Source organism: Acinetobacter sp. CY05 (genome assembly GCF_059515805.1).
The window spans coordinates 23,732-46,943 of record NZ_JCAKMW010000021.1 but is presented as its reverse complement, the minus strand read 5'-3'; the positions used below and the strand labels follow the sequence as shown (position 1 = coordinate 46,943).

Below are 23,212 nucleotides of genomic sequence, written 5' to 3'. Positions count from 1 at the left end.
CTACACCATCCACAGTCGAGTTGTTCTCGATTGGACCTGTGCTGAAGTCGGCAACGTCATTGCCTGCGGTGTCTTGTAGGGCTTTGTCGTCATCTTGAGCCGATGGATCTTGATAAGACACTTCAACCTGTTGACCCGGTAGGATTGGGTTCACCGGCACCAGCGTGGCTTTGTCACCATCCACTAGTACGTCAGCAATTTCAACTTCTTTGCCATCCACGATCACAGTGAAGTCATTGCTGCTTGGTGGGTTGGCTGGGTCTAGGTTTTCAGTGAAATCTAGCTCAACTTGACCCTGGTCTGTCACTTGCGCGTTTTCAAGCTCAGGTGATGTCGTGTCTTTCGAGCTACCTCCACCAGATGCAGCAGCACCTGCTAATGCTGCAATTCCTAAACCAGTGACAATCGGCCAGAGGTAAGGTAAAGCGCTTGACTCTGAGTCAGCATATAATAATGGCTCGATTTTATCGAGTTTAACGTATTCAATATCCCCAAGATCGTAATAAAATAGATCTTCTTCATTGGTTCTAAACACCAATGAGCTTTCATCTTGTACAAAGTTTTGAATTTCTAAAATTTGGCCATTTTTTAAGGTAATAACAACCTTATTACCTAAATATTCAATGCTTTTAATTTGTTTTGGATCAAGATCAAGTAATACCACCGAATCTTCACTGAGTTTTATACCCGCTTGTGGATTTTCGGCTACTTGATTGCTCCAAGCCGCCTTAGAAATTATTTGCACCTGCATATATTAATCCTAATCTAACCTATGTTTTACATGGTCATTATCTAATGAAAAATCGTTAAATAATTCACCTTATACATTAACATAATATAACCTATACCACATCAAAATGTGTGACATGGTTATCATTTAATTATTAAATAGTTAGCATAAAAATAGGCTTAAATAAGAGTGTTTAGGTAGACTAACAAGTGCTGATTTGACCTACAAAAAACCCGCCAATTTGGCGGGTTTTTCAGTTTCATATAAAGTCTTTACTAACGCTCACGTAGCGCTTCTTGAGCTTTATTAAATGGTTTAATCAAGTAATCAATCACAGTCTTACCACCAGTTTTAATATCAACCGTCGCTACCATACCCGGTGTAATATTAAATTGTTGGCCTGATTTATTGCTTAGTTTATCACTATCGGTACGAATATAAACGCGATAATAGAACTGATCTTGCTTCACTTCATCACGAATCGTATCAGGTGAAATGATAGTCACTTTACCCTCTAATCCGCCATAAATAGAGTAATCATAGGCTGTGATTTTAACCAAAGCTTCTTGGCCTGGACGAATAAAAGCAATATCCCGTGGTGAAATACGTGCTTCAATGAGAAGCTTCTCATCTAAAGGTACAATGGTCATTAAATTACCATTTTGTGGAATTACCCCACCAATGGTCATGACATCAATTTCTTTAACTACACCACGCATCGGTGATTTAAAAATAGTACGACTTAAAGTATCCGATTTACCTCGCACCACTTGTTGTTGCGTCTGGATATCCGTGCTGGCTTTGGCCAATTCTTCACGTGACTTTACATAGTATTGGTTACGAATGTCATTCATCTGATTGCTTAGATCATTGGCCTGACGTTTAAGACGTAACACTTCAACTTCACTCGCTGCACCTTTGGCCACTAAAGGTTCTGTCATACGTAATTCTTGTTCAACCAAACTTAAAGCCTGACGTAAGCCTGACAAAGATTCTTCTAAGTTAGCACGACGAGAATTATATAAAGCGGTTTCCTCTTGTACCAATTTGGCTTCTTTGAGCACCTCTGGTGGAAAAGCCAATGCTGTGCCGTTGACTTCTGCACGTAAACGCGCTGCAGTGGCCAGTGACGATAGTAACAGTGACTCTGATTCACCGACATTTGATTCAAAACGGGTTGGATCGAGTTGAGCCAGCACCTGACCTTGCTCAACAATCTCACCTTCTTTGACATTGAGTTTGGTTAAAATACCGCCCTCTAAAGATTGAATCACCTGCTCTTTAGATGATGGCACCACTTTACCCGTACCTGTCGATACTTCTTCTAACTTAAATAACCATGCCCAGGTTAATAAGGCTGCCAAGCCAATACAAACAATCCAAATTGTAATGCTAGATTTTGGTAATGGTGGTTCGAGCTCAGTGACTTTTTGTACTTTTTTACTCATCATTTCGCTCCTGCTGCTGGTGCCGGACGTTTTTGTGTCGATTGATTTAAGATTTGATCACGTGGACCATCCATCACGATCTTACCGTCATTCACCACAATAATTCGATCAACCAATTGCAATACCGCACGGCGATGCGTTGCCACCACCATAGTGCGATTGGTGAGCCATCCTTTTAAATGATCAATCAATTGTTTTTCAGAAACATCATCAATGGCAGCGGTTGGTTCATCTAACAATAAAATGTTCGGCTGACGAATAAGTAAGCGCGATAACAACAGTGCCTGACGTTGCCCACCTGAGAAGCCAACACCGCCTTCTAAAATCACATGATCTAAACCTTCTTTTTTCTCTTGCACAAAGTTAATTGCACCAGTGATTTTCAGCGCTTGTAAAATATCATCATCTGTGGCGAGTGGTGCACCTAAGGTGAGGTTTTCACGCACTGTACCGTAGAACAATTGTGCGCCTTGATTGAGTAAACCCATATCACGACGTACATCCGATGGGTCAATCAAATTGAGCTCAATACCATCAAGCTTAACTTTACCTTGCACTGGCTCTTGCATCCCCGATAACAGTTGCAGCAAAGTTGATTTACCCGCACCGTTACGTCCTAAGATCGCTATTTTTTCCCCAGGCTTAATTTCAAGTTTAGGAATTACTAAAGTCGGTTTTGGATCATCTGGACCATATTTAAAGGTCACACCTGCAAGTTCATAATGTCCTTGAATCGCTGGACGATGAATCAAGGAAGTATGATCAGGTTGATCAACAGGCTTACTCATCAACTCATCTAAACCCTTTTTCGCTACTTTAGCTTGTTGTAAGCGACCAAGTACACCTGCCAGTTGAGAGATTGGTGCTAACATACGAGATGATAAGATCGAACATGCCACCAATGCACCCGTAGTCATTTCACCGTCCATTACGGCAAATGCCCCCACCAGCACCACAATCGCAAAAGTTAAACCTTGTATTTTTTGTGTCCATGCCGTCATTAAGCCTACGATTTTACGTTGACGCATTGCCACATCGGCGGAGACTTCATTCATATGGTTCCATTGGTTTTGGAAACGCGCTTCAGCACGTAGTAGCTTGACATCTTCAATGCCTTGCACAGCCTCAACCAACATCGCATTACGAATCGCACTTTCACGCATGCCTTCTTGTGCCAATTTAGCCAAAGGCTTTTGCGCTAAAATACCTGGTAAAATCATTAATGGCACAACCACCAACATCACCCAGAATAAATTACCGCCGATGAGCCAGAAAATCCCTAAGAATAAGAAGAAAAATGGCAAATCAGCAATTGCCGTCACGGTGGTTGAAGTCACCAGTTCACGGACACCTTCTAATTCACGAATTTGCGAAATAAAGGTCCCCGTTGACTTTGGACGTTCGCTGTTTTTAATGCGAATTGCATGACCAAAGACACGATCTGAAATACGTAAGTCCGCCCGTTTACCAATCACATCCGATAAATAAATACGACTCACACGTAATACAAACTCAAAAATCGCGGCAATAAGTACACCACCGGCTAAGACCCACAGTGTAGGAATCGATTGTGCCGGAATCACGCGGTCATAGACGTTCATAGAGAAAACAATGGTAGCCAGCGCCAAAATGTTTGCCAGCAGTGAGGCAAACATAATATCCATGTAGCGTTTCCAGTCTTTTAAGACAATTGACCAGAACCAATTTTTTTCAAATGGTTTAATGTATTCATCAACACGCGCATCAGGCACTGATTTTTCAGGACGCAATACATAAACATAACGCGCATGCTCTTTGAGCTGCTCTCGCGTTAAGGTTTGTGCAAGACCTTGATCACCACTAAATTGCACACTGCTATTGCCTTCACTGTCGACTTTATCAATGACTGCAACTTGCCCACCGTTAAACTCAACAATCACTGGCAAACGCCATGGATTGACTAGATCATCGGAAAATGCGGCTTTACGTACACTCATGCCTACTTGGCGTGCCATGACGTTGATTACATCATCTACAGTTTGATTGGGATTCCAGTCCAATTGTAAACGAATACGCTCTTCCGAAGGTTCAATACGATAGTGCCTTGCGATCACGAGAACCGCTTGCAGCCATGGTTGGTAGTTGATTTTCGTACTCATTATTGAACTTCAAACCCCTGAATAGAAATATTATTTAGGTCATATAAATCGCGTGAGCGTCCTGTCTGCGCAATATAATTGACAATCGCGGCATAGATATCATAACGTGCTGATTCAATCTCTTGTGCCGCACTATGAATTGATTGCTCTGCGTTTAAAAGATCCACCACAGTACGTGTACCAAGCTTATATTGTTCCTGATAAAGCTCTTTGGTGCGTGTTGCGGTTTCTTTACGCGCCATCAGTACACTCATTTGACGCTGTTTATTTTCAATTTCTTCTCGTAACACGCGTACTTGATCGAGCACATTTAAGTATTCAGTATTCATACGAGCACGTGCCGCTTGTTCGGCATAACTAGCAGCACGTGTACGCGAGGCAGTGGCACCACCTTGATAAAAGTTGCTGCTCGCTTCAAGCATAATGGAATTATAAAAACCGTCGTCTTTATTGTTATTCGGATTGCGGCCATTGACTGCTTGACTGACCGAACCTTTCACATTCAAGGTTGGATAATTACTTAAACGGGTTTGTTCTATTTCAGCTTTTGCAACTTGAATCTGGGCTTGTGCCAACATCATTTTAGGCACTTGGTTAAATTCAGGCTCTTGATAGAGATTTGAGTCGACAATTAAACGCTCAGGTAAAGTCCACTCTAAGCCCGACACATCAAAGCCTAACAATGTGCGTAGTTTTTGTTGATACTGACGTAACTGAGTTTGTTGCACGATCATATTAGAGCGTGAGGCTTCTAAATAAGACTGTGCTTGTACAGGATCGGCTTGACTACTGATCCCTGCGCGGGCACGTAGATTGGCAATTTCGTTAATACGCGCAATACCACTGATTTGCTGTTCAGCGATTTTGGTAATTTCTTGATAGCGTTTAATATTGACAATGGCATTGGCCGCTTGATAAGCCACATCATCAACACTCACCAATACATTGGCCTGCTCAGCCAACAGCTGTGCCTCTTCTACATTGACATTACTTTTGACCTTGCCAAAGTCATACAACATCTGCGTAACATTTAGACTAATGACCTGTCTTCCACGTTCGCCACTGGTTAAATCCCCAGTACCTAAACCACCTGAGATCTGTGGATAGTAGGCAGCTTTGGCCACGTCAATATTGGCATTTTGCGAGGCTAACGTCGCAATCGCCTGTGAAATATCCGGGTTACGTTGCACAGCACGTAAAATCGCTTCATTAAAACTCAAACGATTAATACTGGGGGTGTAATTCGCCCCACTCGGTAGGTTCGGATCAAAACGTGTCACCATCGGCAATTCGGGAATTGCGGATGTGTCGACCTGGAAGTTACTCAGCTCTTGAACATTTGCTTTATTAAAGTTTTCATTACTCTTAGGCGCCAAAAAGTTACGGCTGTTTTCCTTCAAAGTATTGAAATACTGCTTAGGTGTATCCGCATACGCTGTAGCGACCGCAAGAGATAATGTCAAAATTACTCCCTTAATCACATTAGCGTGTACCCCACATCCTTGTTTTGCTTTAGTTTTTTGTCTAAATGCCATAATCAATAAGTATGAATGAGCTAATATTTTTGGGTATTTTACCTTGTTTATAAAGAAATTTTTGTTTTTTTATTTTCAAGGACTTGTTTTTCCTATCATACATAAAAAAACGACCAGTCATAGACCGGTCGTCGAGTTATTTACAATTTTGTTTAGACTGTAAAATCCTCACCTAAATACACCTGTCGCACCTTCTCATTGGCTAAAATATCCTTCGGTGTACCTTCAGCGATGACAGCACCTTCACTGACAATATAAGCACGTTCGCAAATGGCCAATGTCTCACGTACGTTATGATCCGTGATTAATACACCAATACCGCGATCCTTCAAAGTGGTAATAATATCTTTAATATCACCGACCGAAATTGGGTCAACACCGGCAAAGGGTTCATCGAGTAACATAAACTTAGGGTCAGCCGCCAAGGCACGGGCAATCTCAGCACGGCGCCGCTCACCACCCGATACGCTCATTCCCAAAGAATCTTTAATATGAGTAATTTTAAAATCTGCCAAAAGCTCATTTAAACGTTGCTTACGCTGTTCTTTATTGAGATCTTTACGGGTTTCTAAAATCGCCATAATATTCTCCGAAATCGTCAGTTTGCGGAAAATAGAAGCTTCTTGCGGTAAATAGCCAATACCTTGGCGGGCACGTTCATGCATCGCCAGATCAGATAAGTCTAAATGGTCTAAATGAATCTCACCTTTATCCATACGCACAAGACCCACCACCATATAGAAACTGGTGGTTTTGCCTGCACCATTAGGACCGAGCAAACCGACAATTTGCCCGCTTTGCATACTAAACGACACATCTTTGACCACCCAACGTTTGCTATAGTTTTTGGCTAAATGTTTGATGGTTAAAGTTTGCGGCTGAGAGCTAGGCATTAGTCACGTGCTCCTGGGAAGGATTTAGTGCTCGATGGCGGAATCACAATTTGCACACGACCTGCCGATGAACCGGTTTTATTTGGCGTACCAATCGCTTCAATATCACCTTTATTCATGCTGTAACGTAAAGTCGCACCTTTAAGACTGGCGCCATCTTGCTCAAGCATCGCATTGCCAGACAAGGTCAAAATTCCAGTTTCTGCATTATAGACAATTTTATTGGCTTGACCCTTAGCTAAGCCTTTATTGGCTTCTAGTTTTTGCTGAAAACGTGCCGGTGAACCCGTTGCAGTAATGGTGCTAATCTCTTTTTTAGCATTTAAATTGGCCACAATGCTGGCTGCTTGTAGCTTCATGGTGCCTTGTTCCACTACAACGTTACCACTGTAGGTCATCACGCCACTTTTTTCATTAAAACTACCGCGGTCTGCCACCAAGGAAATCGGCTGATTACGATCAGAGGGTAAAGCCCATGCAGTGCTCGCTGTAAGCATGGTCAGTCCAATCAGGGCTGCTTTAAGCAATGGGCGACTTTGCTGAAAATTACGGTTCATACGTTCCTCGAATATTAAAAAATTCGTATTGCCCTTCATTTAAATTGGCTTTCAAACCTTGGCTTACAAATTCAGCTTGCGGTGATTGCACAATCACCATTTTATCCGTTTCGATATCACGGCTTTGTGGATATAGCGTTAACTCAGTGGTGTCCAGTTGCATTTGCCCATCGGTTAAAATTTTACTGGCCGAGACCTGCTCTGAAAGCACCACTTTTTCATTATCATTATAACTGTGGGCTTTTTTTGCAGCGAAAGTCGAGTTGACCACTCCATTTTCGTACATCGAAGCCTTTAAGTTATCCAATTGAGCAGTTTGCTTTTGCATGTCTTGCTCGAGTCGATCAACTGTCGCTTTAACATACAATTGCCCCTCTTCATTGGTTTGGGTCAAATGAATATTCTCAGCAGAATAAGTCATGCTTTGTGCAGCATCAGCTGCCAGCTTTTGCTCTTTGCCGCTGTAATAGTAGTAACCACCACTTACAGCAGCAATCGCAACTGCTGCGACGTATAAAACTTTAGTATCCATCGCTGTGGTTTCACTTAAACGGTTGAATTATTTATGTGGGATTGCGGTGTATTTTTCAAGTAACTCTTCGTATACACCTTTGGACATTAACAACATGTCACAAATCTCACGCACGGCTCCGCGTCCACCATAGGCTTGGGTGACTAAATCGGCACGGCGGCGCACTTCTAAATGACCATTGGGTACAGTCACTTTCATGCCCGCAATGGCAAAGGCAGATAAATCTGGCCAATCATCGCCCATATACAGGCAATCTTCGGGCTTAATGTTTAATTGTGCACAGGCTTCACGTAAAGCAGTGCCTTTATCTTCACGGCCTTGATAAACCAAATCCACCCCAAGATCAGACATGCGTTTTTCAACAATATTGCTCTTACGACCTGTGATAATAATGACTTTAATTCCTGCTTGTTGCACCAGTTTCATGCCTAAACCATCACGGATATCAAAGGATTTAATCTCATCCCCTGTGTTGGTTAAAGTCACAAAACCGTCACTTAAAATCCCATCGACATCTAGTACCAAGGCTTCAATGTGACGCGCTTGTTCCAACAAAATATAAGAAGCCATTAATTTACCCCAGCTTGAATTAAATCATGCATGCTAATCACGCCAATCACTTGATTGGCATCATTCACTACTACAAATTGGTTAATCTTTTTATCACGTAATTTTTCTAAGGCCTCAACTGCACGTGCCTCTGCCGAAATGGTCGAGGGCTGAGCAATCATGACCTCAGACACTGGTAAATTCACGTCAAAGCCTTGTTGTTTGTCAATTAAACGACGTAAATCACCATCGGTAAAAATACCTAACAAGGTATCGTTTTCGTCCACAACAGTGGTCAAACCTAAGCGTTTATCCGAAATTTCATACAACACTTGATTCATTGGTGTGCTTGGTGAAACTTTGGGTAATTCTTTGCCCGTATGCATTAAATGTTTGACATGTAACAATAAACGTTTACCTAATGCACCAGCAGGATGCGAACGGGCAAAGTCATCAGCAGTAAAGCCACGCGCATCAAGCAGCGCCACGGCTAAAGCATCACCTAAGGCTAAAGTTGCTGTGGTACTTGAGGTGGGTGCTAAACCGAGTGGACAGGCTTCAGTAATATTGCCCAAGGTTAAAGCAACATCAGCATTTTGTGGCATAGGACCTGAAGCATCGCCACTAATGGTAATCAGTGGCACTTGTAAATGCTTAATCAATGGCATCAGCATCATAATTTCATCACTTTTGCCAGAATTTGAAATCGCGATGAGCACATCACCACGCATGAGCATGCCGAGATCACCATGACCTGCCTCGCCCGGATGCATAAAGAATGATGGTGTGCCTGTAGAAGCAAAAGTTGCTGCCATTTTACGTCCAATATGCCCAGACTTCCCCATACCTGTAATCACAAGACGACCTTGGCATTGCAAAATAATTTCACAGGCACGGCGAAAACGCGCGTCAATCTGTGTTGCCAAGACTTGCAATGCTTGTTCTTCAATCTTTAAGGTTTCTAAAGCAACTTTTTCAAAGTCGACGAGATTGGGCATGTTTGGTGGATTCAATGTCTTAACCTTCACGCTACTGCGTGTATCAGGGGGTGTCAGCAAAAATGAATTTTCGCAAATTTTAGCATATCTATGCAAATGGCATTTTTAAAATCGCCTGCTTTTTGCAAGATCACACTTGGCTTTGGGAAAATAGCGCGGAAAACTTTGTGAAAAATGGGCGTTACGTTATGATTAGCGCATCTTTTTGTTAATTTTTATTGAAAAAGCCATGCAACCATTTGTTCTCTATAACTCAGAGCAGCGCAAAAAAGTAGAATTCGTACCCCGTGTAGAAGGTCAAATTGACATGTATGTTTGCGGTATGACCGTCTATGACTACTGTCATATTGGACATGCGCGTGTCATGGTTGCATTTGACTACATTATTCGCTTCTTACGTAGTCAAGGCTGGAAAGTTAAATATGTACGTAATATCACCGACATTGACGACAAAATTATTAAACGTGCCAATGAAAATGGCGAATCAATTACGCAATTAACCGACCGCTTTATTCAAGCCATGAATGAAGATGCCGAAAACTTAGGTTGTTTACACCCAGATGAAGCACCGCGCGCGACTGACTATATTGGTCAAATGCAAAATATGATTGGCACTTTAGTGGATAACGGTACTGCTTATCCATCTAGCAATGGCGATGTTTACTTCCAAGTAGAAAAATTTGCCAAATACGGTCGTTTGTCAGGTCGTAAACTTGAAGATATGCAAGCGGGTGCATCTGAACGTGTCGATGTTGAAGTTGAGAAAAAACATCCGTTTGACTTTGTGTTATGGAAACATGCCAAAGAAAACGAACCGTCTTGGGCGTCACCTTGGGGCAATGGTCGTCCGGGTTGGCATATTGAATGTTCAGCCATGTCGACCTGCTGCTTAGGCAACCATTTTGATATTCATGGCGGCGGTTCAGACTTAACCTTCCCGCACCATGAAAATGAAATCGCGCAATCTGAAGCAGCAACTGGCGAACAATATGTCAATTATTGGATGCATGTCGGCTTCATTAACGTTGATGGCGAGAAAATGTCTAAATCTTTAGGCAACTTCTTTACCATTCGTGATGTAATGGAGAAATTCCACCCTGAAGTGATTCGTTACTTTATCGTGTCTTCACATTATCGTAGCCCAGTGAATTTCTCTGATTTTGCCTTAAAAGAAGCCAAAACCACCTTAACCCGCTTCTATCATTCATTTAAAGCCTATCAAGCGGTTTATGGTCATCAAGTACTTGCAGCGGTAGACGAAACTTTAGTAGAACGCTTTAATACCGCCATGCGTGATGACTTTAATACCTCAGAAGCCATTGCAGTATTGTTTGAAATTAACAAAACATTAAATACCGCAGTGAAAGAGCAAAATGCTGAGCAAGCGCACATCGCCTATGCAACACTGCGTCACTTAACCGATATTTTAGGTTTAGTGCAGTACGATGTAGATGAATTCCTAAAATCAGATATTGGTCAGGAAGCCCTAGGTCTAAGCCCTGAACAAATTGAAGATTTCATTCAACAGCGTGTGGATGCTAAAAAAGCCAAAGAATTCGCGCGTGCCGATGAAATCCGTCAACATTTGCTCGATCAAGGCATTGTTTTAGAAGATACCCGTCAAGGTACAGTATGGCGTCGTGCTGATTAATTGAGCAGTCAATATTGTACAGCGTTGACATTGTGCTTCGATGCTCTATAATAACCCTCATTGCGGGAATAGCTCAGTTGGTAGAGCATAACCTTGCCAAGGTTGGGGTCGGGAGTTCGAGTCTCCTTTCCCGCTCCAGAATATGAAAAAGCCGAGATTAACAATCTCGGCTTTTTTTATGCTTAAAAATTTAAAGGGAGTGCTTACTCCCCTGTTGTTATTGCTGCTGTTGAATCTGCTGACTCATGAGCGCATAGACTTGCTGCAAATCTTCACGCTTAGCATCTATCAGCATTTGTTGATGCATATTTAAAATATGCTGATCACCGCGTATGGCTGGCCCTGTTTGCACCTGTTTCGGATCATACTGAGTGGCTTTATGCGTCGTTTCTCGCATAAGTGGATAAAGCAAACTAAAATCAACGTGTTTGGCATCTAAGATTTGCTTGGCCATAGCAAAACAAGAATTGCTAAAATTACAAGCAAATACCGCAGCCAAATGTAAGCTTAAACGTTGCTCAGAGGTGTAAGCATAAACACGCTCACTGATCTGCTGAGCTAAGTGCAATAATTGGCCTTGATCCTGCTCATGCTGTGCTTCAATAAACAGCGGCGTACTGGTCCAATCAATTTGACTTTCAAAACTAAAGCTTTGTAACGGATAAAATACGCCTACACGGGAATGCTCTTGGCTGAGCACATTAATATGGGTACTGCCTGAAGTATGCACAATACAAGCCTCGGTCAAATACGGCGCTACCGCTTGAATCACGCTTTGAATTGCTTGATCACTGACCGCAATAATTACCAAATCAATCTCAGGGTTTAAATGCTGTACCTCACTGACCGCACGTGCCGCCACGCGATCAGCCAGCTGTTGCGCTGAGCTTAAGCTGCGACTATAAATATCTACAATTTGATGCTGTTTGGCTAAAACATGTGCTAAATGATGCGCGACGCGTCCCGCGCCCAGTAAACTAATTCGCATAATATCTTCAGTCTTGAACATTTGTGACAGCATGCCAATAAAAAAAGGACGAAGCAATTCGTCCTTTTTATCGTACTTCGCTTAAGGCTGTTTTTTAACACCTTGCTCATCTACCGTACGCACGGTACCGGTTTCGGTATTGACCACTTTAAACTCAATACGACGGTTTTTAAATTTGCCCGCTTCAGTTGCATTGTCGGCCACTGGCTTTTCTTGACCAAACCCAACTGCTTTGAGCTGATTCGGATTCACCCCTTGACTGACGAGATATTTAGCCACAGCTTGGGCACGTTGTAAGGATAAACTTTTGTTAGATGCAGCATTACCCACGCTATCGGTATGTCCTTCCACCGTTAGCCCCACATGTGGCGCACTTTTCATCAATTCAGCAGCTTGATCTAAAATGGCTTTATTAGTTTGTGGAATTTCACTTGAGGCAGTCGCAAAGTTAATAATCTGTAAATTCAGTGCACTGGCAATATCCAGTGCTGTCACGTTATTACGATCAATACTTGATAAGGCTTGACCTGCTTGGGTCACACTATCATTAATGGCACGATCCACTTCAGCCGGCGTACTGGCTGGCATGGCGGCTGCCTCACTGGCTGCACCCACAACAGGCAACACTGACAATTTTAATTTATTGAGCAGTGGATTAATTTTAGCCGCTAAACTTTCCGCATCAGCAGGGTTAGCCGATTGGATTGTCAACTGATCCCCCTGCCATTCTAAATTGGTATTGGGTACACCTTTGACATGTTTTAATACTGTTGGAATTACATCCTGATCGACAAAAGCATTCCCATACATGGCATTACTCTCTGCACCACAGCCCGTTGGATTGTTAAAGATTTGTTTCACCTCTTTTTGTAAGATATCCATGTATTTCGGATTATTTAGATACACCTGACAAGTAACTAAATCACCCGTCGCACCTGTATTTAACTGTAAACGCGCAGCTTCAGTTGCTGCCGCTTGTGTGGCCGCAGGTGTTGCAGGATCAACTTTTTTATCACCATTACAGGCTTTAAATAAAAATGCCAATAACGCTGCAAGAATTAAAAAAGCAATTAATGGCAGCAAAAAGCCTGACTTTTTCTCTTCTTTTGGCGGATGCACAGATGTTGTTGTAGGCGTTGGATGCACATTTTGTGCAGCAGCAGTGGTGACACCCAAACCTGCCAAAATTGGCAATGCCCATGTCGGTAAGTGACGTTGAATATTGGCCCACTGTGTGGTTAAGAAATGGGCAATACCATCATCATCGGCAGTGCCTGCTTCATTTTCAAGTACATTTAAAGTCGGCGCGATGGCACGGTTTAAGGTGGCTTCGGTTTGATCAACTGGAATAGTGGGACTCAAATGCTGAAGTAATTGCTGTTTTGAATCACTATTGCCCGCAAATAAATCCGTAATCCTTGGATTGAGTTGATTTTGTAAGCTTTGGATTAAGCCCGGCTTTGATTTGAGTAAGGCAAGTAAAATGGGATAAAAAGCGCCTAATGCCTGATTTTTTTCTACGACATAGTCTTTTTCACCATCCAATACCATCGCAGAGACTTTCTGCTTGAGTACTTCAATGATATCTAATGTCATACCAAGACCTCATTTTATTGTGATTATTGTATGCTTGTAATCTAAGTTACATTTTTAGTGTAAAGAGCCTTTCTTTAGACTATGTAAATAATTGTATGATTTCTAGTCAATCCTGACAGCTAACATCACTGCTGTTGTTCTGCTATGGCCTGCGCTTCTTGGACTGCCTGTTCAAGACGTACGCGTTCAGCTTCTAAACGCGCTGCTTCATAGGCGCGTGCTTCGGCTTGTGCGGTGGCTTGTTCTTGGCGCTCTCGCGCCAATTGATCTGCTTGTTGCTGCCGCTCGATTACTTGCGCGGCACGCTGTTGTTGTTCTGCACGTACCTGTACTGCTGCTGCGCGTGCCTGTGCACTTTGTGCGACTTGTTGCTCGAGTTGTTGGATTTTGCTGCTTAAAAGTTGTGTTCTGACCCGTGTCATTTTGGCTTCACAATCGAAGTATGCAGCGTCGGCTTGCTCGGCTTCTTGGCTTTCCAATTCACATTCGAGTTTGCGTTTTTTCAGCCATAAACGCTGCTCAGGCAATAGATATTTGCGAATTTGTGGCGTAGTGGCATTCCAAACTAAATTAATTTGTTGATTTGCCACGTCACGGCGGTTTCTAGCTTCTTCAGCTAATACATTTTGGTAAGCAGCGTGTAGCTGTTGCTGTTGTTCGATATATTGCTGTTCTTGTTGTTGCTGCTCGACAATCGCATCTTCTAAAGGGATACGCAATAACGCATCTAGACTCACATCGCGAATAAAACCTGCCAAGGGTTCGGGATTATCTAAAGTCACATACAGTTTACTGCCATCGTCGGTGGGTTGTACCGCATAATGCAGCTGCACTAAGGCTTGGGAATGATTTAATTCTAAATGTGCCAGTAAGGCTTGCTGAGCCACCGTGGGCTGTTCGCGGATGGCACGTGTGGCATTCGCATCCATAAGCATATCTGGCGGCATTTTGGCCACTAAGGTGGTAACACAACGTAGCTTAGTGGTTTTGTCATCGGCTTGATCAGTACGCACATCAGTGACGTTAAATTGCCATCTTGATAATTGCTGGCGTAATTGCGCCAGATCTATGTGTAGATCATCATTTTTGGTTAGCTGTTGCAGGTGTAGAACAGATTGTTGTTGCACATTTTTTTCTAAATTTTGTATCAGTAATTGTTTGGAGCTGTCTGCGTTGCATTGATTTTTTTCTAGCGCCACTTCCTGTTGACAAGCTGCGAGCAATATCGCCACCGCCAAACATCCTATTGTTCTTCGCATAGCATCCCTCTTTGCATAAAAAAAGTCAGCCGCAGCTGACTTTTTACCTATACTTCAGGCTTATGCATTGAATGTACGCAATGCTTTACCTTTGAGTACCTGTTGCAGCAATGGCGTATTTTTACCTTGTGACAAAATTGTGGTTTTGTCTACGGTCCATGTTAAGTCTGGGTCAACCAAAACCAAGCCCGCTTCACGCTGCCAGCGCTCAGCCATTTGTGCCACTTGAGCTGGTGCAAGCGTCACTTTTTCAACCCATTCTAAAGCTGATAATAAGTCTTCATCCACCAGTTGTACACCTAAGGCGATAAACGTATCAAATGCACTAATTCCTGGCTCAGTTTCAGCAAATGGGGCCATTTTTGCCGAGCCACTGAGCGGTTCATGATGGGTACAAATGGCATCAATCACGCCATCTTTTAAACCTTGACGTAAAAGCTGTTTATCTTGCTCTGAACGTAACGGTGGACGTACATGTGCCAGTGAGTTAAAACCATCAATTAAATCATCGGTTAAATGCAGTTGATGCATGGCTACATCACAGGTCACAGGTAAACCCTTGGCTTTGGCTGCTTGAATGAGTGCTACAGATGCACCACTTGACAGTAGACCAAAATGCGCACGGACTTTAGTGGCTTCGACCATGAGTAAATACTTGGCAATGGCAACCGTTTCAGCCAGTGCTGGAATCATCGGTAAGCCTTGGCGTGATGCAATAAAGCCTTCATGTACGCAGCCATCTTTGGCAATTTGTGGTTCTTCTGCATAAAATACCACGGTCATATTGAGACCAGCTGCATATTCTAGGGTACGAAGCACCACATCGTCATCAGCAAATGCTGCGTTGGCATTGGTCACGGCGCTACAACCACCTTTTTTAAGACCCGCCATATTCGCTGGTTGCTGACCTTTTAAACCTTGAGTTTGTGCACCAATCACTTCTAAATAGATACCACCATCAAGCATGGCTTTTTCGACTAAGCCATGAATAAGCGCGCCATTGTCTTGTACAATCGGCTTAGAATCTGGTGGGGTAAAGACATGCAAAATCCCGTTTTCGCGTGCTGCACGACCTTCAGATTTTAAAGTCCCGTGTTGCTGCTGACCCGGTTCACGTAAACGTGCACATAAATCCACCATAGTCGGCATCAACCATTTGCCTTGACCATCAATAGTTTCATCCACAGTGTCTACAGCTGCAATGCGTTTACCATTTTGGATATACACGGTTTCAACGCTGTCAGTTTGAGCAATCGGGTCGAGTACGCGTACGTTTTCAATTTTTACAATAGTCATGACTGATCCCTTAACCTGCAATCGCTTCAATTAAACCTTGTGCTTCAAGCTGACCTTGCATTGCAAGCGCCAACACTGCCATACGTACCGCAATCCCGTTCGTCACCTGATTTAAAATCACCGCCTGTGGGCCATCGGCAATACTTGAATCAATTTCAACGCCACGGTTCATCGGTCCCGGATGCATCACGATACAATCTGGTTTTGCCAGCGCTAAACGTTCTTGGTTTAAACCATACATACGATAAAACTCAGCTTGAGATGCCAATGCTGGTGAATCAATCCGTTCATTTTGAATACGTAAAGTAATAATCACGTCACAGTCTTGAATTCCCGCTTCCATATCGTTAAATAAACGCACTTCTGGGCCATATTCGTCAAAACCGTAAGGCAGGAGCGTATTGGGTGCAATCACGCGAATATCTTTACAACCTAAAGTTTGTAGTGCTGCAACATCGGAACGTGCCACGCGTGAATGTTTGATATCGCCAATAATGGCAATCGACATGTCTTCAAAATTCTTTTTGGTTTCACGGCGAATGGTCAGCATATCCAGCATCGCTTGAGTCGGATGTGCGTGACGACCATCACCTGCGTTAATAATGGCCACATTTGGGCAAATGTCTTTGGCAATAAAATGCGCTGCGCCTGAAGATGAATGACGCACCACAAAAATATCGGTGGCCATGGCTTCTAAATTCCATAGCGTATCGCGCAGCGTTTCACCTTTAGAGGTACTTGAACGGGCAATATCAATGTTGAGTACGTTGGCTGATAGACGTTTTGCAGCTGCTTCAAAAGTAGTACGAGTACGAGTTGAATTTTCAAAAAACAAGTTCATCACCGTTTTGCCTTCGAGCAAATTATTGGTGATCAGTTGATTTTGTTCATTAAAGAAAGATTGTGCAGTATCTAAAATTTGGGTGAGGGTTTGTTTTGAAAGACCTTCAATGGTCAAAAAATGTTTTAAATTGCCGTGTTTATTGAGTTGAATCTGGCTCGGGGTGTGTAATGCAGCAAAGTGCATGAGAGATTCCTTATCGGTTAAGTTGATGCATTATACAGAGATTAAAGGCTTTGGGCAGATGAGCTAGACACCATTCGTACAAAAAGCAGCTGAGTAAATAAAAATTAAAACTAAAATTCTTATTTGATAATTCAATTAGATAATTTAAACAGATTCTCGATATACTGTGTGCTTTCCTCAAATAAAGCTGCAGTTTTAGGCATATCTTCACCGCCCATGATATGTAGTATTTTTAAGCGTTCATGGTTAAAAAAAGAAAAGCCTGAAACAATCCTCACGCCCCTCCCCTAAACTGCCTAAAATACGCTAAAATAATAGATTGCTTTATTGCTTTTGGAAATTTACATGAATTCGAAACCCCGTCTTTCTACGTATTGGGTCACCTGTGCAGATGGACTTGAACTCCTCCTTCAAGAAGAAATCGAAAATTTAGGAATTCAAAAGATTGAGCGTTTACCGGGTCGTTTAATTTTCCAAGGCACACTCGAACATGCTTATCGCATTTGCATGTGGTCACGTTTAGCCTCACGTGTGTTAATGCCAATTCACACGCATGCCATTGAGTTTAGTCATGATGCGCGTGATGTTGCCGAAGAACTCTATGAAGGTGCAATGGCTTTTGACTGGTCATTGATTTTTGCTCCGCAAAGCACCTTTGCCATTCGTTTACATACCGAGCGCGAAATTAAAGTCAACACTCAGTTTGCGACCTTACGTGCTAAAGATGGTGTCGTCGATTCCTTTATGGAAGCCGTGGGTAAACGTCCAAGTATTGACACCAAAGCACCTGAAATCACCATGTACATTTTGGCAGGTAAAACTGAGCATACCTATTGTTTAGATTTATCGGGTGATTCATTACATAAACGTGGCTATCGTCACTATATGACTGATGCGCCTATTAAAGAAAACTTAGCAGCTGCGATTTTACATAAAGCACAATTAGCACACGTACAGCCTGAAGTTTTACTCGATCCAATGTGTGGTTCAGGTACCTTTATCATTGAATCATTAATGATTTTAACGGATCGTGCACCGGGTCTTGTACGTCGTTTTGGCTTTAATGGCTGGAATGGTCATAACCACGAACTGTGGATGAGCATTAAGGCCGAAGCGGCTGAACGTCATCAAGCAGGTCTTGCGAAAGACTTACCAAAAATGTATGCCTTTGATGCCGACTGGGAAGCAGTTAAAGCCACCAAGAAAAATATTATTGCGGCAGGTTTTGAAAATCTACTCGATCAAATTCAAATTGAAGAACGTACTTTAGCCGACTGGCCTGACTTTAAAGCTGAAGGCAAACATGCCTTTGTGGTGACGAACCCGCCATACGGTGAGCGTTTAGGTGAAAAAGCCTCAAACCGTGCTTTATATTTAGGTTTATCAGCACTGTTACAAAAGAACTTCCCAAATCAAACTGCGGCAGTGATTGCCTCGCAAATTGAACAAGCCGATGTTCTTGCTTTTAATGCACCACAAACCTTACGTTTAATGAACGGTAAATTACCGATTTACATTCGTTCAGGTCAAGTAAAACCGGCCAGCGTAGTTGTACCATTCTTGGCAGAATGGCAGCCACAACAGTTTGAGCCAATTGAAGGTGCTGTTGAGTTTGCCAATCGTTTAACCAAAAACATGCAAACTTTAAAGAAATGGGCAGTCAAAGAAGGCATTTATTGCTTACGTTTATATGATGCTGACTTACCTGACTTTAACGTTGCAATTGACTTATATGGCGATCGCTTGCATGTGCAAGAATATGCGCCACCTAAAACCATTGACCCTGAAAAAGCCAAAAAACGCTTTAACTTAGCCTTACAAGCGATTCGCTCTGTAACGGGTCTAGGTCGTGATGCGATCTTTATTAAAACGCGTGCCCGTCAAGAAGGTAAGAACCAGTACACCAAACAAAGTACTGCCTCTAAGCGTTTTATTGTACAAGAAGGCAAAGCTAAAATTTTAGTCAACTTAACTGACTATTTAGATACTGGTTTGTTCCTCGATCACCGTCAAATGCGTTTACGTATTGCCAAAGAGGCCAAAGGTAAACACTTCTTAAACTTGTATAGTTATACCTCTACAGCCAGTCTACATGCTGCTTTAGGCGGTGCTGCAAGTACCACCAGCGTCGATTTGTCCAATACATATCTCAACTGGTCTAAAGAGAACTTTGTACTCAATGGCTTAACGGTTGATCATGCTGACGAACAACATATGTTCTTTGCATCAGATTGCTTTGAGTGGTTAAAAGAAGGTCATGAGCAATATGACTTGATCTTTATTGATCCACCAACGTTCTCCAACTCTAAGAAATTCTATGGTACTTTTGATGTACAGCGTGACCATTTGTCATTGCTAAAACGCGCCATGAACCGCTTAACCACAGAAGGTACCTTATACTTCTCAAATAACTACCGTGGTTTTGAAATGGACGAAGAAATTTTAGCCTTCTTTGATGTGGAAGAAATTTCAAGCGAAACCATTGGGCCTGACTTTAAACGTAACCAAAAAATTCACCGTTCTTGGAAAATTAAACATCCTCAAACGGACTAATATTTGTATATAAAAAAACCGCGCCAAGGCGCGGTTTTTTTTATTGCATTAACTTAATTTGACTTTATCAAACACCAATTGACCATTTTCTGCTGTGACTAAAATATTGTCACCTGGTACATAGTCACCCGCTAAGATACGCTGTGCCAAACCATTTTCCACTTGTTGCTGAATGGCACGTTTCAATGGTCGCGCACCGTACACAGGATCAAAACCTGCATCAATCAATTGATCAAACGCAGCGTCATCTAAGGTCAATTTTAGATCACGTTCCACCAAACGACTGCGTAAACGCTCGAGTTGAATATCGGCAATCCCACGAATCTGGGCTTTTTTCAGACTATGGAAAATCACCAGTTCATCAATACGGTTAATAAACTCAGGACGGAAGTGTTCACTGACCGCCGCCATCACCACACTACGTACTTCATCATCCGTTGCATGATTGCCTAGTTCACTCACATCATTTGAGCCTAAGTTGGACGTCATCACAATCACAGTGTTTTTAAAGTCCACTACACGGCCTTGGGAGTCGGTTAAACGACCATCATCCAACACTTGTAGCAAAATGTTAAACACATCTGGATGGGCTTTTTCCACTTCGTCAAACAACACTACGCTATAGGGTTTACGACGCACAGCCTCGGTGAGTACACCACCCTCTTCATAACCGACATAGCCCGGAGGCGCACCCACCAAACGGCTGACTGAATGTTTTTCCATAAATTCAGACATATCAATGCGAATCATGGCGCTATCATCGTCAAATAAGAAGTTGGCTAAGGCTTTGGTGAGTTCGGTTTTACCCACACCCGTTGGCCCTAAGAACAAGAATGAACCACTTGGACGGTTAGGATCGGATAAACCTGCGCGTGAACGCCGTACCGCATTGGCAACAGCCACTACAGCTTCATCTTGACCTACCACACGCTGATGCAAGAAATCTTCCATATGCAGCAGTTTTTCACGCTCACCTTGCAGCATTTTGGCCACAGGAATGCCAGTTGCTGCACTCACCACTTCGGCAATTTCATTGTCTGTGACTTTGTTACGTAGCAATTTTGGTGCTTCACTTTCAGTTGCAGTTTCGACACGTTCAATTTGCTTTTGTAACTCAGGAATCACGCCATATTGCAAACGCCCTGCTTCTTCTAAGTTACCTTCACGCTGTGCTTTTTCTAAAGCAATACGTGCTTGATCGAGCTTGACTTGTAAATCTTTATTGCCTTCAACCAAGGCTTTATCGGCACGCCAGATTTCTTCTAAATCGTTATACTCTTTTTCCACTTCGGCGATTTGCGCTTGCAGATGATCAACTTCAGCTTTGGCGCCGGCATCTTCATCTTTTTGCACCGCAGCCAATTGCATTTTCAGTTGAATTAAACGGCGCTCGAGTTTGTCTAAACTCTCTGGCTTAGAATCCAGTTCCATTTTAATGCGTGATGCAGCCTCATCAATTAAATCAATGGCTTTATCTGGCAATTGACGGTCAGTGATATAACGATGTGACATTTTTGCCGCAGCAATAATGGCTGAATCTAAAATCTGCACGCCATGATGGGTGGCATAACGCTCTTTTAAACCACGTAAAATCGCAATGGTGTCTTCCACACTTGGCTCATCCACCAAGACTTTTTGGAAACGACGCTCGAGCGCAGCATCTTTTTCGATGTACTGACGATATTCATCTAAGGTGGTTGCACCCACACAGCGTAATTCACCACGTGCTAGGGCTGGTTTAAGCATATTGCCAGCATCCATCGCGCCATCGCCTTTACCTGCACCCACAAGCGTATGCAGCTCATCAATAAACAAAATGATTTCGCCATCCTGTTTAGCTAAATCTTTAAGTACCGCTTTTAAACGCTCTTCAAACTCACCACGATATTTAGCGCCCGCCAATAATGCGCCTAAATCCAGTGACAACACGCGTTTGCCTTTTAAGCTGTCTGGCACTTCACCATTCACAATACGCTGCGCCAAACCTTCTACAATGGCGGTTTTACCTACACCTGGCTCACCAATCAATACCGGATTATTTTTGGTACGACGCGATAAGACTTGAATGGTACGACGAATTTCATCGTCACGCCCAATCACAGGATCTAATTTGCCTGCTAAAGCACGCTCATTTAAATCAATGGTGTATTTATTGAGTGAGTCACGTTGATCTTCATGATTATTGCTCATGACTTTTTCATCCCCTCGGATTTTTTCAATCACTTGGCGTAAGCTTTGACTGTTTACGCCACTTTTTTGCAATAGATTTTTACTGGCACCCACTTCACTTAAACCCAATAGCACCCAATCGGTAGATAAAAACTCATCGCCCGCTTTATTGGCATAACTGTCTGCGAGGGTTAAGGCTTTCACCGCTTCAGGATTTAAATTGATATCCGCACTTGGTGTACCAAGCTGAGCAGCATCATTAAGTGCTTGTTGGAGTGCAGTTTTGAGTTGCTGTAGATTGCCACCTGCTTGTTGTAACAGGCTTAAATTGCTCGCTTCTTCAAGTAAGCTGGCTAAAATATGAATCGTATCAATTGCAGTATGATCATGGCGCATAGCCAATGACTGCGCATCTGATAGAGATTGCTGTAAGCGATTGGTAAATTTCTCAAAACGCATTGTTATTGTTCCTCAGCAAATGTTCGACTTGAAGCATATATGGGAGCAGTTCTGTATTTTTCAATTTATTTTTATATATTTTTCAAAAACTTAAATAAAAAATACAGATAAAATACATTATTAATATTGGAGTGAGGATGCACTATTTCAAGGGCTGAGCTTGAGTTTTTAAATTATTTTTAAAAACACTCTACTTGGTAAGTCATTTTAAATAACTGATTAATTTATTTTGTTTTTTTATAAAAAATGTTACAAAAACTGATCATGATCGCCTCAATTGATCAAAAAAAAGACTGATAAACCACCAGCCTTTTAATTGATTATTTTTTAAGCATTATTATTCAGAAATTTCAATAATTTCATAATCATGCGTAATTTCCACACCACCATCAGACAACATTTTGCTGGCTGAACAATATTTCTCAGCAGACAACTCAACGGCCTTAGCCACTTGTTTATCTTTGACCTGACGACCCGTCACTACAAAGTGTAAATGGATTTTAGTAAACACCGCAGGGATACTCTCGGCACGTTCTGCTTGTAGCTGACATACAACATCAGTCACATCTTGGCGTGATTTCTTTAAGATGGTCACAATATCAAACGAGGCACAGCCACCTAAACCCATTAAAATTAATTCCATTGGACGTGGACCACGGTTCTGTCCACCATAGGCTTCTGCACCATCCATGGTAATACTATGACCACTTTCTGATTTGGCTTCAAATGCGACGTGATCCATCCACTGAACTGTTGTTTGCATTGCAACTACCTAAAAAAAGCTATAAATTTACCCTGTAACTGTACACTAACATAAATTGAGTTGATACGGAA

18 protein-coding genes and 1 tRNA gene are annotated in these 23,212 nt (G+C 42.4%); 3 read left to right on the top strand and 16 right to left on the bottom strand.

Annotated elements, in window-relative coordinates; all coding sequences use genetic code 11:
- The 9 genes from AC5YCD_RS13100 to AC5YCD_RS13060 all read right to left on the bottom strand — a co-directional run.
- Positions 1–751 (bottom strand): BapA/Bap/LapF family prefix-like domain-containing protein (locus tag AC5YCD_RS13100; RefSeq protein ID WP_496130453.1); only part of this gene is annotated, 751 nt, incomplete at its 3' end.
- A 254-nt stretch (positions 752–1,005) separates the two neighbouring features.
- On the bottom strand, positions 1,006–2,178 hold the full coding sequence (locus tag AC5YCD_RS13095; protein ID WP_496130452.1) for an HlyD family type I secretion periplasmic adaptor subunit: 1,173 nt from the start codon (positions 2,176–2,178) through the stop codon (positions 1,006–1,008).
- Entirely contained in the window at positions 2,178–4,316 is a 2,139-nt protein-coding gene (locus tag AC5YCD_RS13090) for a type I secretion system permease/ATPase (protein ID WP_496130451.1), read from the bottom strand. The genes AC5YCD_RS13095 and AC5YCD_RS13090 overlap by 1 nt, the downstream gene beginning before the upstream one ends.
- The gene (locus tag AC5YCD_RS13085) at positions 4,316–5,851 is read right to left on the bottom strand and encodes a TolC family outer membrane protein (protein ID WP_496130450.1); all 1,536 of its coding nucleotides are present in this window, start codon (positions 5,849–5,851) and stop codon (positions 4,316–4,318) included. Before AC5YCD_RS13085 ends, AC5YCD_RS13090 begins: the two co-directional genes overlap by 1 nt.
- 152 nt (positions 5,852–6,003) lie before the next feature.
- On the bottom strand, positions 6,004–6,744 hold the full coding sequence (gene lptB / locus AC5YCD_RS13080) for an LPS export ABC transporter ATP-binding protein (RefSeq protein WP_496130449.1): 741 nt from the start codon (positions 6,742–6,744) through the stop codon (positions 6,004–6,006).
- Complete coding sequence (lptA, locus tag AC5YCD_RS13075) at positions 6,744–7,301, bottom strand: lipopolysaccharide transport periplasmic protein LptA (protein ID WP_496130448.1); 558 nt, start codon at positions 7,299–7,301, stop codon at positions 6,744–6,746. The genes lptB and lptA overlap by 1 nt, the downstream gene beginning before the upstream one ends.
- Complete coding sequence (gene lptC, locus AC5YCD_RS13070; RefSeq protein WP_496130447.1) at positions 7,291–7,833, bottom strand: LPS export ABC transporter periplasmic protein LptC; 543 nt, start codon at positions 7,831–7,833, stop codon at positions 7,291–7,293. The genes lptA and lptC overlap by 11 nt, the downstream gene beginning before the upstream one ends.
- Before the next feature lie 27 nt (positions 7,834–7,860).
- Complete coding sequence (locus AC5YCD_RS13065; protein WP_496130446.1) at positions 7,861–8,403, bottom strand: KdsC family phosphatase; 543 nt, start codon at positions 8,401–8,403, stop codon at positions 7,861–7,863.
- A complete protein-coding gene (locus AC5YCD_RS13060) occupies positions 8,403–9,380 on the bottom strand; it encodes a KpsF/GutQ family sugar-phosphate isomerase (protein ID WP_496130445.1) in 978 nt (325 codons plus the stop codon). Before AC5YCD_RS13060 ends, AC5YCD_RS13065 begins: the two co-directional genes overlap by 1 nt.
- A gap of 229 nt (positions 9,381–9,609) precedes the next feature.
- Here AC5YCD_RS13060 and cysS point away from each other — a divergent pair, with 229 nt between their 5' ends.
- Both cysS and AC5YCD_RS13050 read left to right on the top strand, forming a co-directional pair.
- Positions 9,610–11,031: a cysteine--tRNA ligase gene (gene cysS, locus AC5YCD_RS13055; RefSeq protein ID WP_496130444.1), complete on the top strand. Its 1,422-nt coding sequence runs from the start codon at positions 9,610–9,612 to the stop codon at positions 11,029–11,031.
- A gap of 62 nt (positions 11,032–11,093) precedes the next feature.
- A tRNA-Gly gene (locus AC5YCD_RS13050) sits at positions 11,094–11,169 on the top strand.
- 79 nt (positions 11,170–11,248) lie between these two features.
- Here the strand turns inward: AC5YCD_RS13050 and AC5YCD_RS13045 are convergent.
- The 5 genes from AC5YCD_RS13045 to AC5YCD_RS13025 form a co-directional block, all read right to left on the bottom strand.
- A complete protein-coding gene (locus AC5YCD_RS13045; protein WP_496130454.1) occupies positions 11,249–12,019 on the bottom strand; it encodes a Rossmann-like and DUF2520 domain-containing protein in 771 nt (256 codons plus the stop codon).
- Between the two features lie 81 nt (positions 12,020–12,100).
- Complete coding sequence (locus tag AC5YCD_RS13040; RefSeq protein ID WP_496130443.1) at positions 12,101–13,615, bottom strand: OmpA family protein; 1,515 nt, start codon at positions 13,613–13,615, stop codon at positions 12,101–12,103.
- A gap of 125 nt (positions 13,616–13,740) precedes the next feature.
- On the bottom strand, positions 13,741–14,874 hold the full coding sequence (locus AC5YCD_RS13035) for a lysozyme inhibitor LprI family protein (RefSeq protein ID WP_496130442.1): 1,134 nt from the start codon (positions 14,872–14,874) through the stop codon (positions 13,741–13,743).
- 60 nt (positions 14,875–14,934) lie between these two features.
- Positions 14,935–16,170, bottom strand: coding sequence for a dihydroorotase (locus AC5YCD_RS13030; protein ID WP_496130441.1), 1,236 nt, complete (start codon positions 16,168–16,170; stop codon positions 14,935–14,937).
- Positions 16,171–16,180: 10 nt separating this feature from the next.
- Positions 16,181–17,197 carry an aspartate carbamoyltransferase catalytic subunit gene (locus AC5YCD_RS13025; RefSeq protein ID WP_496130440.1) on the bottom strand — a complete coding sequence of 339 codons (1,017 nt, stop codon included), beginning with the start codon at positions 17,195–17,197 and terminating at the stop codon, positions 16,181–16,183.
- A gap of 345 nt (positions 17,198–17,542) precedes the next feature.
- On the opposite strand from AC5YCD_RS13025, the gene rlmKL reads away from it, so the two are divergent.
- Positions 17,543–19,750, top strand: a complete 2,208-nt coding sequence (gene rlmKL, locus AC5YCD_RS13020) for a bifunctional 23S rRNA (guanine(2069)-N(7))-methyltransferase RlmK/23S rRNA (guanine(2445)-N(2))-methyltransferase RlmL (RefSeq protein ID WP_496130439.1) — start codon at positions 17,543–17,545, stop codon at positions 19,748–19,750.
- A 48-nt stretch (positions 19,751–19,798) separates the two neighbouring features.
- On the opposite strand, the gene clpB is transcribed toward rlmKL, so the two are convergent.
- Entirely contained in the window at positions 19,799–22,378 is a 2,580-nt protein-coding gene (gene clpB, locus AC5YCD_RS13015; protein ID WP_496130438.1) for an ATP-dependent chaperone ClpB, read from the bottom strand.
- 337 nt (positions 22,379–22,715) lie between these two features.
- Entirely contained in the window at positions 22,716–23,141 is a 426-nt protein-coding gene (locus tag AC5YCD_RS13010; protein WP_496130437.1) for an OsmC family protein, read from the bottom strand.
- Positions 23,142–23,212 lie beyond the last annotated feature (71 nt).

Coding starts and splice junctions, on each gene's coding strand:
- AC5YCD_RS13095 (WP_496130452.1), bottom strand. CDS start 2,178: ATGAGTAAAAAAGTACAAAAAGTCACTGAGCTCGAACCACCATTACCA.
- AC5YCD_RS13090 (WP_496130451.1), bottom strand. CDS start 4,316: ATGAGTACGAAAATCAACTACCAACCATGGCTGCAAGCGGTTCTCGTG.
- AC5YCD_RS13085 (WP_496130450.1), bottom strand. CDS start 5,851: ATGGCATTTAGACAAAAAACTAAAGCAAAACAAGGATGTGGGGTACAC.
- lptB (WP_496130449.1), bottom strand. CDS start 6,744: ATGCCTAGCTCTCAGCCGCAAACTTTAACCATCAAACATTTAGCCAAA.
- lptA (WP_496130448.1), bottom strand. CDS start 7,301: ATGAACCGTAATTTTCAGCAAAGTCGCCCATTGCTTAAAGCAGCCCTG.
- lptC (WP_496130447.1), bottom strand. CDS start 7,833: ATGGATACTAAAGTTTTATACGTCGCAGCAGTTGCGATTGCTGCTGTA.
- AC5YCD_RS13065 (WP_496130446.1), bottom strand. CDS start 8,403: ATGGCTTCTTATATTTTGTTGGAACAAGCGCGTCACATTGAAGCCTTG.
- AC5YCD_RS13060 (WP_496130445.1), bottom strand. CDS start 9,380: ATGCCCAATCTCGTCGACTTTGAAAAAGTTGCTTTAGAAACCTTAAAG.
- cysS (WP_496130444.1), top strand. CDS start 9,610: ATGCAACCATTTGTTCTCTATAACTCAGAGCAGCGCAAAAAAGTAGAA.
- AC5YCD_RS13045 (WP_496130454.1), bottom strand. CDS start 12,019: ATGCGAATTAGTTTACTGGGCGCGGGACGCGTCGCGCATCATTTAGCA.
- AC5YCD_RS13040 (WP_496130443.1), bottom strand. CDS start 13,615: ATGACATTAGATATCATTGAAGTACTCAAGCAGAAAGTCTCTGCGATG.
- AC5YCD_RS13035 (WP_496130442.1), bottom strand. CDS start 14,874: ATGCGAAGAACAATAGGATGTTTGGCGGTGGCGATATTGCTCGCAGCT.
- AC5YCD_RS13030 (WP_496130441.1), bottom strand. CDS start 16,170: ATGACTATTGTAAAAATTGAAAACGTACGCGTACTCGACCCGATTGCT.
- AC5YCD_RS13025 (WP_496130440.1), bottom strand. CDS start 17,197: ATGCACTTTGCTGCATTACACACCCCGAGCCAGATTCAACTCAATAAA.
- rlmKL (WP_496130439.1), top strand. CDS start 17,543: ATGAATTCGAAACCCCGTCTTTCTACGTATTGGGTCACCTGTGCAGAT.
- clpB (WP_496130438.1), bottom strand. CDS start 22,378: ATGCGTTTTGAGAAATTTACCAATCGCTTACAGCAATCTCTATCAGAT.
- AC5YCD_RS13010 (WP_496130437.1), bottom strand. CDS start 23,141: ATGCAAACAACAGTTCAGTGGATGGATCACGTCGCATTTGAAGCCAAA.